The organism is Micropruina sp. (assembly GCF_047602085.1).
Classification (GTDB): domain Bacteria; phylum Actinomycetota; class Actinomycetes; order Propionibacteriales; family Propionibacteriaceae; genus Micropruina.
This window is the reverse complement of sequence record NZ_JASGID010000007.1, coordinates 123,283-135,474: the sequence shown is the minus strand read 5'-3', so window position 1 is coordinate 135,474 and position 12,192 is coordinate 123,283. Positions and strand designations below refer to the sequence as shown.

Here is a 12,192-nt window from a genome sequence, read left to right as displayed (position 1 = left end):
CTCGCTTCGAGTGAGCTATGCCTAGCCTAAGAAGCCATCGAGGCGCCCGCCGGCGAACCGGCAAATCCTCCCGATGGCTAACACGCCAACGATCACATCGTGGACTTCATCTCAAACTCGCCCGGTCGCACGAGCGCTGCACATTCGAGCCGTCGACTCAATGCGCCTTGTCAATGAGGCTTTCGAGAAAGTACCCCAGCCACTCGTACATGCCGTACAACACAGCCCGCGGCTCGTGTTTGTCGAGTCGCTCGAGGGCGTCGATGTCGTCGGCGGTCTCGATGCCGAGGCGCACAGACAGGGTCAGCCTGATCGCGGCGATGGTTTTGAGCCACGCCTCCAAATCGACGCTGCGCACCACCACCGGGTCACGGCCGGCATTGGTCTCGATCAGAGCGCTGAGCACGACCTGCGCCTGTTCGATCTTGGTGCGGCGCTGCGCGGTCTCGGTGAACCTGCGGAAACTCCTGCTCGGCCCCTGGGTCGTTGCGGTAGGCGGACGGAAACAACCGGGCGATCACCGGATCGCTGGTATCGAGGCCGTCCGGCTCGGCCATCTCGGCCTCCCAACGGGCGAACTGATCATCGGGGGCGCTTCGCACATCTTCACCCTCGAGCAGGCCGATCAACTGCTCGACCAGCGATTCGAGCACGGCTTCTTCATAGTCGGCCAGGGTGATCAGTAGTTGGCTGCCCGACTTCTTGAACCGGCTCATTCGGCGCGCTCCAGGCTGGCCCACAGGCCGTAGGAGTGCATGGCGTTCACGTCGGTCTCCATCGCCTCGCGAGTGCCGGACGAGACCACGGCCTTGCCCTCGTTGTGCACCAGCAGCATCAGCTTATTGGCCTTCGACTTCGAATAGCCGAAGTAGGTCACGAAGACGTGGGTGACGTAGCTCATCAGGTTCACCGGGTCGTCCCACACGATGGTGACCCAGGTGACCAGCTCGATCGGTGCCTGCTGCGGCCGCTCCGCCAACACCGTCCCGCCCTCGGGTGTGGCCGGCTGACCGGTGGTGAACGACATGAACGGCATTGTGGCAGACGGCGTTACGCTGACGCCCATGCTCAACTCCACCGCGTTGTTGACCGACCATTACGAGCTGACCATGGTTCGCGCGGCGATGGGTTCGGGTACGGCGTTTCGTCGCTCGGTGTTCGAACTGTTCCCGCGCCGGCTGCCCACCGGACGCCGCTATGGCGTGGTCGCCGGCGTGGGCCGGGCGTTGGAGGCGATCGAGGCGTTCACCTTCGACGAGCCGACCGTCGACTGGCTGCTGCGGCACGACGTGGTCGACCAGCCGCTGGCCGACTGGCTGGCCGGCTATCGGTTCGGCGGCAGCATCTGGGGCTACCCCGAAGGCGAGGTGTATTTTCCGGGGTCGCCGCTGATGATCGTCGAGGGGTCGTTCGCCGAGGCGGTAATTCTCGAAACGGTACTGCTGAGCATCTACAACTACGACTCAGCGGTGGCGTCGGCCGCCTCCCGCATGACGGCGATGGCCGGCGATCGTTCGTGCATCGAGATGGGCTCGCGCCGCACCAACGAGATCGCTGCCGTCGCCGCCGCCCGGGCCGCCTATGTGGCGGGCTTCTCGGCCACCTCGAACCTTGAGGCCGGACGCCGCTACGGCGTGCCCACCCGAGGCACCGCCGCGCACAGCTTCACTCTGTTGCACTCCTGTGAGCGGGCGGCGTTCGAGGCGCAACTTGCCGCGCTGGGCGAGTCGACAACCCTGCTGGTCGACACCTACGACATCGAGACCGCGGTGCGCACCGGTGTGGAGCTGACCCAGGGCACACTCGGGGCGATCCGGCTCGACTCGGGTGACCTGGCCGAATTGGCCGGCGAGGTGCGGGCGCTGCTCGATTCACTTGGCGCGACCAAGACCCGCATCATGGTCACCTCCGACCTCGACGAGTGGCAGATCGCCGCCCTGCGCGGCGCCCCCGTGGACGGCTTCGGCGTGGGCACCTCACTGGTCACCGGGTCGGGCGCCCCCACCTGCGGCTTCGTCTACAAGCTCGTGGCGCGCTCCGACACCGACGAGCCGGACGCCCCGCTGCTGCCGGTGGCAAAGAAGAGCCTGAACAAGACCAGCATCGGCGGCCGAAAGTACGCGCTGCGCCGGCTGGACGCCCGAGGCAAGGCCGAAGCCGAGGTGATCGGCATCGGCGCGCCGCCCAATGGCGACCCCAACGACCGTCCGCTCCTGGTCGAACTCGTGCGCAACGGAGCGATCGTGGGCGCCGAGCCGCTCAGTGTGGCCCAGCAGCGGCACGCCCGGTCGCGCGCCGAGTTGCCGCTGTCGGCGCTGAAGATGTCGAAGGGCGAGGCGGCGATTCCCACCCTGCTGCTCGACGAGCACGGAGCCACCACCGACAACCCCTACGCCAGGAGCGAGGCATGAGCCGGGTCTTGATCGTCGTCGACGTGCAGAACGACTTCTGCGAGGGCGGGTCGCTGGCCGTGGCCGGCGGTGCCGCGACGGCGTCGGCGATCTCGGCGGCGGTCGAGACCGGCGGGTACGACCACGTGGTGGCGACCCGCGACCATCACATCGACCCGGGCGCGCACTTCTCGGCCGCCCCCGACTACGTGGACTCGTGGCCGCCGCACTGTGTGGCGGGGACGTCCGGCGCTGACTTTCACCCCGACCTGATCGTGGCGCCGCGCTTCGAGGCGGTCTTCGACAAGGGCGAATACGCCGCTGCCTATTCGGGCTTCGAGGGCGCCGACGCTACCGGCGACACCCTGGCCGGCTGGTTGCGCGAGCATGGGGCGTCCGAGGTCGAGGTGTGCGGCATCGCCACCGACTACTGCGTCAAGGCCACAGCCCTGGACGCCGCGCATGAGGGCTTCGCCGTCACGGTGCTGCTCGACCTGACCGCCGCGGTGGCGCCGGCGAACGTGCCGGCAGTGGTGAGCGACTTGAGAGCGGCCGGCGTCCAGGTCGTGTGATTCAGGGGACGGTTCCACCCAGTTCAAGGGACGGTTCCGTTTGGTTCAAGGGACGGTTCCGGTTTGGTTCAAGGGACGGTTCCGTTTGGTTCAGGGAACGGTTCCAACCAGTTCAAGCGACGGTTCCACCCAGTTCAAGGGCGGTTTTGTGAACCAAACAGAACCGTCCCCTGAACCAACGAGACCCGTCGCCGATCTCAACTCACAGCACGCCGGACGAGCTCGGTCAGCTTCGCCACGTCGTCGTCGGTCAGCGCCATGATCGCCCACGACGCCGGCCACATGGTGCCCTCGTCAATGTTGGCGCCGTCGTTGAAGCCAAACGTTGCGTAACGGGCGTTGAACTTGCTCGCGGGCTGGAAGAAGCACAGCACCTTTCCGTCGCGAGAATAGGCAGGCATGCCGTACCACGTCTTCGGATCGAGCTCGGGGGCTGCCTCGGTGACGATCCGGTGAATCCGTTCGGCAATCACCCGATCGGGGTCGGGAAGTGCGGCGATCTTGTCGAGGCAGTCCTGCAGCTCGCCCGCCTTCTTGTTGCCGCCGCGCTGCTGGGTGCGCCGGCGTTCGGCGACGGTCTCTTTCAGGGCCGCCTGCTCTTCGGCCGAAAGGCCGGCTCCGTCGTTGCCAGATCTGCTCATAGGTGAATCCTTTCGTTGGTTGACGCGGTCGTGACCACCCGGCCTAGCCGGACGGTGAACAGGTGCCGGACGCTCTGCGGCTGGTCTGCGGGCGCCAGGCCGCCACCCCGGCCGCGCCGACAGCCCAGCCAGGCACACCGCTCAGCCCTAGGGAAGCGCTGATCTTTCGCTGGTCGAGCTTGTCGAGACCTCGAACGAAGTGCTCTCACTAGGGGTTTCGACAAGCTCAACCAACCGGTAGGCGCATTGATCAGCGTTTCCCTCGCTGAATTGCGGCAGTACTGCGGTCATGGCGGCGACTCTATAACCGGAGCCCCGGACGCCACTTCTCCGCTTGATAACTTCAACCCAGCAGCACATCAAGGCCCTCGGCGAGGGCCGGGAACCACCAGGCGTAGTCATGCCCGCCGCGGTACTCGCGGTAGTCGACGCGATGCCCGGCCGCCCGGGCAGCCTCGGTGAACCACCGTGCCTGTTGCCGCAAATCTGCCTCTTCACTGCCCACCTGCAGCGCCAGCCGGGTCAGCGCGCCAGGCGAACGCGCCAGCGACTCGGTGAGCTCACCGGGTTCGGCGAAGCCCCACGGCACCCCTTTGCGATACCAGAACGAACCCGACTGCACGATCGCTGCACCCACCAGATCAGGGCGCCACACAGCCACTCCCGCGGCTGCAAGACCACCGAACGACTGGCCCGCGACGATCACCCGCTCCGCCCTCAGCGCCTGATCCGACTCGGGTCGCCGCCGGGCCAGCACGGACAGAGCGGCACCCACCAGCTCTGCCGCCCGGCCGATGTCGGTGAGGTCGGCTGAGCGCTGCTCACTTTGCCCCGCCGGAATCAGAATCAGGTTCACCCTGCCCAGCCCCGGCAAGACCCGCGGATCATGATGTTCCCAGCGCTCCCCGTCGAACAGCACCAGGGTGTGCTCGGCGCCGGGTTCGTGATGCCAGGCGACCCGGCGCCCGTCCGGCAGGTCGTCGTGCCACCACTGCGGCTCCGCCACGATCGGAGGAAACGCCGGAGCCTCGCACCCCACCCACACCGAGGAGTCCGGACGCTGCCCGCCCCCGGGTAGCAGCACCGGGTTCAGCGGGTCGGCCCGTCCGTCAAGATGCACACCCAACCAGTCGGAACGCTCTCGGCCCAGGTCGTGCGGCAGGTACCGGCGCCGCAGCAACCGGTAGGAGTAGCGCCCAGACACCGGCAGCAGGTAGCTGAGCACCCGCAGCGCCGACCCGGCCACTGGTTGCAGCAGCGCCGGCCTGATGTCGGTGCGGTGTGCATCGGTGAAACCGTTCAGGTGCAGCAGCACCTGATCCTCAGCCGACCAGGCGCAGAACGAGACCTGCTGCAGCCGCACTCCCGCCACCTCGACCAGGTCGCCCACGACCGGCATGGTGCGCTGCTGCCGCCACCAGCGTCCGGCCTTGTCGGAATCGGTCAGACCGGCCAGCCAGGACGGCTCGAATTGCAGCGGGCCCAGCTCCGCCAGCGGAGTCGCCGGCAACCGCAGATCCCCCTCACGCATAGGCATTACGCTAGCCACCCATTCCCTCCCCGGTCTGGCCCGTCGACGTTTCCGCGTTTTCGCGTCCTTGCCAAGGTTCAAACCACTGAAACGACGTTGAAACCCGGAAGTCTGAAGCCGACACCAGCAGAATCAGGTTGGCCTCTAGGGGCCGGTCTCGACCCGTTCGACTGTCCAGGGGCGGGCGGTCAGGGCGGCCTTGCCGCACGACTCGGGCAGGTGCTCGGGGTGCTCCTGCTGGGCGAGCCACAAGCGCCAAGCTCGGCCGTCGCGGTGGGTCACCTCAACGTCGTTCGATCCGGCCTCCTCGACGAGCAGCGCCGACGGGTCGGCCTCGCCGATGAGTTCCCGGACGTACGCCTCGGCGACCGCGCAGACCGGCTCCAGGTGGCCGCGCCCACGGTCGTGCCACGGCCCGAACGTCTCGGACGCCAGCAGCCCGGCGTCTGCGGCACGCAGCGCGGCGAGTGCGACATCGGGTGTCAGCCGGGCCAGCGACTGCCCTGACGGCAGCACCAGCCCCGTGGGTGCGAACCGGTGCCCGCCGGTGTGGGTGCACTCCCAAACCCGGCCGGGCGCCGCCCGATCCGCCTCCAGGGCGATCGGACGCCCGCGCACCGCGCAGCACAGGTCGCGCTTGGCGTTGGCGCAGACCAGCAGCACTCCCTCGTCGAGCCTTTCCAACCAGTCGATCGCGCCGGCCAACGCGTCCGGGTCGGCCTCGGCGAGCTGATCGAACGGCAGCGCGAGCACCACTTCGGGCTCGGCAACCGACCCGGTCAGCAGCCAGGGCGTCCCGGCCAGTCCGCCGGCGACGTACACCCGCCGCCGTGGGTGATCGGCGTGATCGGCATGGCTGGCCGGACGCCGAATCAGCAGCGGGCGACCGCCGGCGGCCAGCACCTCGGCCTCAATCGCCGCGCCGGTCGCCTGGTCGAGTCGCGATTGGGTGAACGCCCGGGCACCCCAGGGGCCGTTCTGTTCGACCGCCACCCAGAAGTCCGACCGGGGTGCGGTGCCCCAGGCGGGCAGCCCGGCGTCGTCCCAGGCGACCGAGCAGGTCATCGAGGCATCCGCCGCCAGATTGCGCGGGGCACGAACCGAGCAACGAAGAACATTGCCCGCAGTTGCCAGGGAATCCACAGTTCCACCGGCCCGCCGTCGGTGATGCGGCGCACGACCGCTTCGGCCACCTGCCCCGGGGTCGATGAGAACGGCGCGGGTGACATACCTTCGGTCATCCGCCCGATCACGAAGCCGGGACGGGCGATCACCAGATCGACGCCCGAGCCGTGCAGGGCGTCCGCCAGTCCCGAGGCGAAGCCGTCCAGACCAGCCTTGGCCGAGCCGTAGACGTAGTTGGGACGCCGCACCCGCTGCCCGGCGACCGACGAGAAGGCCACCAGGGTGCCGGTTCGACGCTCGCGCATCTGATTGGCCAGCACGGTCAGTAGGGACGCCTGGGCGGTGAAGTCGGTGTGCACGATGCGCACCACCTCGGCCGGATCGGCCTCGGCCAGCCTCTGGTTGCCGAGGACGCCGAAGGTGAGCACGGCGATGTCGATCGGCCCGGCGTCGGCCTCGATCGCCTTGACTACCGCGGCATGGCTGCCGACATCGTCGGCGTCGAAGTCGACGTGCAACACCTTCTCGGCGTCCGGAACGTCGGGCAGCTCGCCGCCTGGACGGGAGGCCAGCACCACCACATTCCCGGCGGCCAGTCGGGTGGCAATCTCCAGACCGATCTCGGATCGTCCCCCGAAGATCGCGACCACGCTCGTCGGTGAACCGGTCATCGAGCCGCACCCCTCACAGCGTCGACCGCAGGTCTCGAAGGCGGCTCAGGGTGGACTCGCGGCCGAGCAGTTCCATCGACTCGAACAGCGGCGGCGACACTCGTGAACCGGTGACGCCCACCCGCACCGGGCCGAACGCGAATCGTGGCTTGATCCCCAGACCGTCGACCAGCGCGGCCCGCAGCGCCGCCTGAATCTGATCGGCAGAGAAAGGCTCCACGATTGCCAGGGCGGCGATGGACGCGTCCAGCACCGGGCCGGCGTCGTCGCCGAGCTGGGCCCGGGCGTCGTCGGCAACCACCAGGTCGACGTCACCGGTGAACAGGAACGCCAGCTTGGGCAGCGCCTCGGAGAGCACCGTGAGCCGCTCCTGAATCAGCGGGGTGGCTCGGCGCAACAACTCCACGTCCGCCGGGTTTGCGGTCGCCCACTCGCCGGTGAATTCCAGATGTTCGACGATCCGGTCGGCCAGCGCGTCCGGGGTCAGCGCACGGATGTATTCGCCGTTCAGCCAGTTCAGCTTGGTCAGGTCGAAGATCGGGCCGACGGCACTCACCTTGGCCCAGTCGAACGCCGCCACGAACTCGTCGAAGGTGGCCACCTCCGACTCCCCCACCGGCGGGTAGGCGAGTAGCTGCAGGAAGTTGCGCAACGCCTCCGGCAGGTAGCCCTGCTCGCGGAACCAGACCAGCCGCGCCGCCGGGTTCTTCCGCTTGGAAATCTTCGACTTGTCGGTGTTGCGCAGCAGCGGCATGTGCGCGAAGGCCGGCGGGGTCAGCCCCAGGAATCGGTACAGCAGGATGTGCTTCGGGGTGGAGCTGATCCACTCCTCGCCGCGCACCACATGGGTGATGCCCATCAGGTGATCGTCGACGACCACGGCCAGGTGGTAAGTCGGGAACCCGTCGGCCTTGAGGATTACCTGGTCGTCCGGACGCGGCGCGTTCACCTCGCCGCGGATCACGTCGGTGAAGCTCAGTGGCGCATCGTCCGGGATCAGCATCCGCACCACCGGGGTGTCGCTGAAGCCGGGCAGCGCGGCCCGCTCGTCGCGGGTCTTGCCCAGGCAGAGCCGGTCGTACCCGGTCACTGACGCCTTGGCCGCCTGCTGCTGCTCCCGCAGCCCGGCCAGCCGCTCGGTGGAGCACCAGCAGTGGTAGGCGTGACCCGAGGCCAGCAACTGCTCGACGAACGGACGGTAGCTGTCCAGCCGCTCCGACTGCCGGTAGGGCGCGTACGGGCCGCCGACGTCCGGGCCCTCGTCCCAGTCGAAGCCGAGCCAGCGCAGCGTGTCGAAGATCTGCTGCTCGGAATCGGCGACGTAGCGCGCGCGGTCGGTGTCTTCGATGCGCAGCACGAAGGCGCCGCCGGTGGCTTGCGCGTAGGCCTTGTTGAACAGGGACATGTAGGCGGTGCCGACGTGTGGGTCGCCGGTGGGCGAGGGCGCGACACGCAGGCGGGCAGGAGTCTGGGTCATAACCGGTTCAGCCTATCGTGACCGGTTCGCCGCACCGTCGGTGCAGCCTGTGAGACCCGCAGGAGTGGATTCCGACCCGCTCAATCACCGCCGGTCGCGACGCTTGTCGAGACCCAACTGAGCAGATTTCGACGAAGTCAATCACCACGGAACGGCGGACGGGCCGTTGCCGCCGACGTGCCGGCAACGGCCCGCCCACACCGCTCACGCCTTCCGCTTGGCCGGCGCCAGCATCAGCCCGCAGGCCAGCACGGTGACCAGGGTGATCGCACCGACCAGCGCCTTGATCGCGGGCGGAACGTCCACGAAGAAGGCCGGCATCGCCGAGATCGCGATCAGGATCACACAGCCCGCGGCGATTCTCGCTGCGAGCCGGCTGCCGCGCACCCAGGCGACGATCACCGCGATCACGACCACAGCGGCCAGCACGGTGTCCGCGAAAAGCACCTCGAACGGCGGACCAACCTCGCCGTCCGGGGTCGGAAAGAAGACGCTGGTGACATTACCCAAGCCCAGGATCAGGGTCAGCACGAGGCCGACCCGGTTAGCCATCGACCAAGTGGCCCGGCTGCGGGTAGTGGTGGTTGTGGACATTTCGGAACCTCCGCTGTGAGCTGCCGGCCCGATTGCCGGCACCTCGATCATTCGGCCGACACGCCTCCCGGGGGATCGGTCGTCCCTCCCTATCGTGGACGACGATCCTCCCGGCCGATATGGGAGGTTCTTCCCTCTTCATCTGGTGCGGACGATGCCAGAATTCCGCTGTGGAGCCGATCCGTGTGGTGCTGGTCGACGACCATCCGGTTGTCCGGCGCGGGTTGCGCTCGCTGCTTGAGTCGCTGCCCGGCTTCACCGTGGTCGGCGAAGCCGCGGACGGCATCGCGGGGGTCCGCGAAGTGCAGTTGACCAGGCCGGACGTGGTGCTGATGGACATCCGGATGCCCAGCCTGGACGGTCTCGAGGCCACCCGGGCCATCCGGTCCGCCGCCCCGTCGGTGGCCGTGCTGATGCTGACCATGCTCGACGAGGACGACGCCGTGTTCGCCGCGATGCGCGCTGGCGCCCGGGGCTACTTGCTCAAAGGCGCTGAACAGCAGGAGATCGACCGGGCGATTCGTGCCGTCGCCGCGGGCGAGGCGATCTTCAGCCCCGGTGTCGCGCTGCGGGTGATCAACCACTTCAGTGGGGCCGCCTCCGCCTCGGCACAGCCCGAACCGTTCCCGGAACTGACCGCGAGGGAACGCGAGATCCTCGACCTGGTGGCCGCCGGGTTGCGCAACGCCGCGATCGCCGAGCGGCTCTTCCTGTCCCAGAAGACGGTCGCCAACCACCTGTCGTCGATCTTCGCCAAGTTGTCGGTGGACGGCCGGCACCAGGCGATCATCCGGGCCCGCGACGAGGGTCTCGGACGGCCATGACAATCGCCGTCCACGTCGCCGCCGCGCTCTGTGCGGTCACCTGCCTGGCCGCGGGCTGGGTGCTTTGGCGGGTTGGCGCAGGTCGCCTGACGAGTGTCTCGACCGCCGCGTCCGGAGTGGCGCTGCTCGCCGATCTGGCATTGCGCTCGACGGGCGGTCCGGTCGATCTGACGGCTGTTGCCGGGCTGGCGATCGGCCCGATCGCGCTGGCCGGCTATCCACGGTTGGCTGCCGGCAGGTCACGGGTGGTGGCGGGGGCGGTCCTGGTCGTCGTCACCGGCTGCGCGGCCGTCGCGCTCGCGCGTCCCGAGTCGGCCGACGGACTCGGCATCGCGATCGCGTTCGTATTGATCGGTCACGCCTGGTGGGTGATCGAGCGGGCGTCGTCCGCCGACCGCTCGGCCACCCAGTGGATGATTGCCGCGGTCGTCTTCGCGCTGCTCGCCGGCGGGCTGTTCGGCTTCGGCTACGGCGCGGTCGCCCCGTCCGGCGACGGGGTGATCGTCGAGGTGGTCGGCTACCTGCTGGCTGTGCTGGTCCCGGTGGCGATGACCATCGGCGTGCTCCGGCCGGAGTTGGTCGACGTGCGCTGGCTGGTCACCACGATCACCGTCACCCTCGCCGTGGTGCTGTGCTTCCTGGCCGCGGCCTCGACCCTGGTGTTCGGAGTCGAGGCGCTCACCGGGCAGGCCCTGGGGACGTCCACGGTGGTCACGGTCTGCGCCCTGCTGGCGCTGGGCGTGGCCCCCACTCGCCGCTGGCTGTACGGCACTTTCAAGCGGATGCTGTTCGGCGGCCGTCCCGACCCGATCAGTGCGCTGGCGTCATTCGCCGGGCTGGTCGGCAACGACCTGACGGACGCGCTGCACCTCGTCCGGGAGGGTTTGGCGCTGCCCTATCTGCGGCTGGAGGTGGCCGGCCGGCCCCCGCTGACCAGCGGAAACGAAGTCGCCCACCGCACGGAAATGACGCTCGACGTCGAACCGGACCGGACGGCCAGCCTGATCGTCGGGCTGCGTCCCGGCGAACGCACCTGGACCAAGGCCGACCGGGACGCGATCGGGCTGGTGGCGCCGCTGGTGGCCAGCACCGTCCGCGCCCAGTTGCTCGCCGAGCAGGTCACCCAGTCGCGCGGCGAAGCGGTGGCGGCCATCGAGGACGAGCGGCGCAGGTTGCGCAGGGACCTGCACGACGGCGTGGGACCGCTGCTGTCCGGGGTGGTCTTCACCGCCGATGCCGCCGGCAATCTGCTGGCCCGCGACCCGGCGGCCGCCGCCCGGCTGCTGGCCGACCTGCGGGCGGACGCCGCGGCCGCGATCGCCGAGGTCCGGCAACTCGTGGACGGGCTGCGCCCGCCTGCGCTGGACGAACTGGGCCTGGTCGGGGCGCTGCGCACCTGGTCGAACGGCTTGCGCGCCGCCGGCGGGGCACCGATCGCCGTCCGGTTCGAGGGCGAGAGCGAGGTCGCTGGCCTGACTGCGGCCGGCGAGGCCGCCGCCTACCGGATCGCGGTCGAGGCCCTGACCAACGTGGCCCGGCACTCGGGTGCCGACCAGGCGACGGTCCGGTTCACCCACGCGAGCCGCACTTGGCGCATGGAGATCCGCGACCCCGGGGTCGGTGGAGCCTGGGTGCCCGGGGCCGGTATGAACTCCATGCGGGAGCGGGCCGAAGCCGCCGGCGGAGAACTGGCGGCTGGCGATGGCCTGGTCAGGCTGACGCTGCCGTCGGATCGCTGATCCGATCAGGCCGTCAGGGGCCCCCAGGCCCGCCTCCCCCGCCCGGGCCACCCATACCGCCGAAGCCGTGCCCGCCCATCGGCGGCCCGCCAAAGCCGTGCCCGCCCATCGGCGGCCCACCCCAACCGGGCCCGAACAGGCCCCCGCCAAACAGCCCGCGACCGAAGCCGAACAGGCCACCGGGGCGATCGAACAAAAGATTGAACACGGCCGAACCCGCGAAGCCGGCGGCAAGCGAGGTCCAGATGGTGCGACTCTGACTGCCCTGCGCCCCGAAGATGCGCTCCATTGCCCCCGGCTGCCGCAGTTCGAGCCGGGTCGCCGAGCGGGCTAACGCGGCTGGGGAATCGTCCGTGGGCACCTCGTCGGTTCGAGCCAGCGCAGCCAGTACCTCGCGACGTTCCTGTGCCGACAACTGGGCGAACGCCTCGGCATGCGCCTGCTCCAACTGTTCGGGCGGGGCCGTCCGCAGCAAGTAGCGGTAACGGTCAACGGCGTCCGAACCGGCGGGCGGGTAGTTCTGGTAGCTGGTCATGGGTGCCTCCTGTGACCAGAGAACCTGTTGGGCCTGTGCAATCCCTGTGGCTCGGTCCCGGCGCGCACTGTGAATCTGTTCCGCTTCGGGGAA

At 69.1% G+C, this 12,192-nt stretch carries 14 protein-coding genes; 4 read left to right on the top strand and 10 right to left on the bottom strand.

Annotation, left to right across the window (positions count from 1 at the left end; genetic code table 11):
- Positions 1-157: 157 nt before the first annotated feature.
- Genes QM721_RS13140 through clpS form a run of 3 tightly spaced genes read right to left on the bottom strand, consistent with a single transcriptional unit; the run spans position 158 to position 1,027 of the window.
- Positions 158-424, bottom strand: a complete 267-nt coding sequence (locus QM721_RS13140; protein ID WP_415123440.1) for a DUF2017 family protein — start codon at positions 422-424, stop codon at positions 158-160.
- Complete coding sequence (locus QM721_RS13135) at positions 369-716, bottom strand: DUF2017 family protein (RefSeq protein WP_415122709.1); 348 nt, start codon at positions 714-716, stop codon at positions 369-371. Before QM721_RS13135 ends, QM721_RS13140 begins: the two co-directional genes overlap by 56 nt.
- Positions 713-1,027 (bottom strand): ATP-dependent Clp protease adapter ClpS, encoded by a 315-nt coding sequence (gene clpS, locus QM721_RS13130; protein WP_415122707.1) that lies wholly within the window; start codon positions 1,025-1,027, stop codon positions 713-715. The genes QM721_RS13135 and clpS overlap by 4 nt, the downstream gene beginning before the upstream one ends.
- Positions 1,028-1,064: 37 nt before the next feature.
- Here clpS and QM721_RS13125 point away from each other — a divergent pair, with 37 nt between their 5' ends.
- Both QM721_RS13125 and QM721_RS13120 read left to right on the top strand, forming a co-directional pair.
- Positions 1,065-2,411: a nicotinate phosphoribosyltransferase gene (locus QM721_RS13125; protein ID WP_415123438.1), complete on the top strand. Its 1,347-nt coding sequence runs from the start codon at positions 1,065-1,067 to the stop codon at positions 2,409-2,411.
- Positions 2,408-2,962 (top strand): isochorismatase family protein, encoded by a 555-nt coding sequence (locus QM721_RS13120; protein WP_415122705.1) that lies wholly within the window; start codon positions 2,408-2,410, stop codon positions 2,960-2,962. Before QM721_RS13125 ends, QM721_RS13120 begins: the two co-directional genes overlap by 4 nt.
- Before the next feature lie 197 nt (positions 2,963-3,159).
- Here QM721_RS13120 and QM721_RS13115 read toward each other — a convergent pair whose 3' ends face one another.
- The 6 genes from QM721_RS13115 to QM721_RS13090 all read right to left on the bottom strand — a co-directional run bounded on the left by QM721_RS13115 (position 3,160) and on the right by QM721_RS13090 (position 9,001).
- Positions 3,160-3,603 carry an iron chaperone gene (locus QM721_RS13115; protein ID WP_415122703.1) on the bottom strand — a complete coding sequence of 148 codons (444 nt, stop codon included), beginning with the start codon at positions 3,601-3,603 and terminating at the stop codon, positions 3,160-3,162.
- Positions 3,604-3,946: 343 nt separating this feature from the next.
- Entirely contained in the window at positions 3,947-5,134 is a 1,188-nt protein-coding gene (locus QM721_RS13110; protein WP_415122701.1) for an enterochelin esterase domain-containing protein, read from the bottom strand.
- A gap of 144 nt (positions 5,135-5,278) precedes the next feature.
- A complete protein-coding gene (locus tag QM721_RS13105; RefSeq protein WP_415122699.1) occupies positions 5,279-6,199 on the bottom strand; it encodes a sucrase ferredoxin in 921 nt (306 codons plus the stop codon).
- Positions 6,196-6,930, bottom strand: a complete 735-nt coding sequence (locus QM721_RS13100) for an SDR family NAD(P)-dependent oxidoreductase (protein ID WP_415122697.1) — start codon at positions 6,928-6,930, stop codon at positions 6,196-6,198. Before QM721_RS13100 ends, QM721_RS13105 begins: the two co-directional genes overlap by 4 nt.
- A 13-nt stretch (positions 6,931-6,943) precedes the next feature.
- Positions 6,944-8,335 (bottom strand): glutamate--tRNA ligase, encoded by a 1,392-nt coding sequence (gltX, locus tag QM721_RS13095; RefSeq protein WP_415123436.1) that lies wholly within the window; start codon positions 8,333-8,335, stop codon positions 6,944-6,946.
- Positions 8,336-8,611: 276 nt separating this feature from the next.
- Positions 8,612-9,001: a hypothetical protein gene (locus QM721_RS13090; RefSeq protein ID WP_415122695.1), complete on the bottom strand. Its 390-nt coding sequence runs from the start codon at positions 8,999-9,001 to the stop codon at positions 8,612-8,614.
- 170 nt (positions 9,002-9,171) lie between these two features.
- On the opposite strand from QM721_RS13090, the gene QM721_RS13085 reads away from it, so the two are divergent.
- Both QM721_RS13085 and QM721_RS13080 read left to right on the top strand, forming a co-directional pair.
- The gene (locus QM721_RS13085) at positions 9,172-9,825 is read left to right on the top strand and encodes a response regulator (protein ID WP_415122693.1); all 654 of its coding nucleotides are present in this window, start codon (positions 9,172-9,174) and stop codon (positions 9,823-9,825) included.
- Positions 9,822-11,564, top strand: a complete 1,743-nt coding sequence (locus tag QM721_RS13080) for a sensor histidine kinase (protein WP_415122691.1) — start codon at positions 9,822-9,824, stop codon at positions 11,562-11,564. Before QM721_RS13085 ends, QM721_RS13080 begins: the two co-directional genes overlap by 4 nt.
- A 13-nt stretch (positions 11,565-11,577) precedes the next feature.
- On the opposite strand, the gene QM721_RS13075 is transcribed toward QM721_RS13080, so the two are convergent.
- A complete protein-coding gene (locus tag QM721_RS13075; protein ID WP_415122689.1) occupies positions 11,578-12,099 on the bottom strand; it encodes a hypothetical protein in 522 nt (173 codons plus the stop codon).
- Positions 12,100-12,192 lie beyond the last annotated feature (93 nt).

Coding starts and splice junctions, on each gene's coding strand:
- QM721_RS13135 (WP_415122709.1), bottom strand. CDS start 716: ATGAGCCGGTTCAAGAAGTCGGGCAGCCAACTACTGATCACCCTGGCC.
- clpS (WP_415122707.1), bottom strand. CDS start 1,027: ATGTCGTTCACCACCGGTCAGCCGGCCACACCCGAGGGCGGGACGGTG.
- QM721_RS13125 (WP_415123438.1), top strand. CDS start 1,065: ATGCTCAACTCCACCGCGTTGTTGACCGACCATTACGAGCTGACCATG.
- QM721_RS13120 (WP_415122705.1), top strand. CDS start 2,408: ATGAGCCGGGTCTTGATCGTCGTCGACGTGCAGAACGACTTCTGCGAG.
- QM721_RS13115 (WP_415122703.1), bottom strand. CDS start 3,603: ATGAGCAGATCTGGCAACGACGGAGCCGGCCTTTCGGCCGAAGAGCAG.
- QM721_RS13110 (WP_415122701.1), bottom strand. CDS start 5,134: ATGCGTGAGGGGGATCTGCGGTTGCCGGCGACTCCGCTGGCGGAGCTG.
- QM721_RS13105 (WP_415122699.1), bottom strand. CDS start 6,199: ATGACCTGCTCGGTCGCCTGGGACGACGCCGGGCTGCCCGCCTGGGGC.
- QM721_RS13100 (WP_415122697.1), bottom strand. CDS start 6,930: ATGACCGGTTCACCGACGAGCGTGGTCGCGATCTTCGGGGGACGATCC.
- gltX (WP_415123436.1), bottom strand. CDS start 8,335: ATGTCCCTGTTCAACAAGGCCTACGCGCAAGCCACCGGCGGCGCCTTC.
- QM721_RS13090 (WP_415122695.1), bottom strand. CDS start 9,001: ATGTCCACAACCACCACTACCCGCAGCCGGGCCACTTGGTCGATGGCT.
- QM721_RS13080 (WP_415122691.1), top strand. CDS start 9,822: ATGACAATCGCCGTCCACGTCGCCGCCGCGCTCTGTGCGGTCACCTGC.
- QM721_RS13075 (WP_415122689.1), bottom strand. CDS start 12,099: ATGACCAGCTACCAGAACTACCCGCCCGCCGGTTCGGACGCCGTTGAC.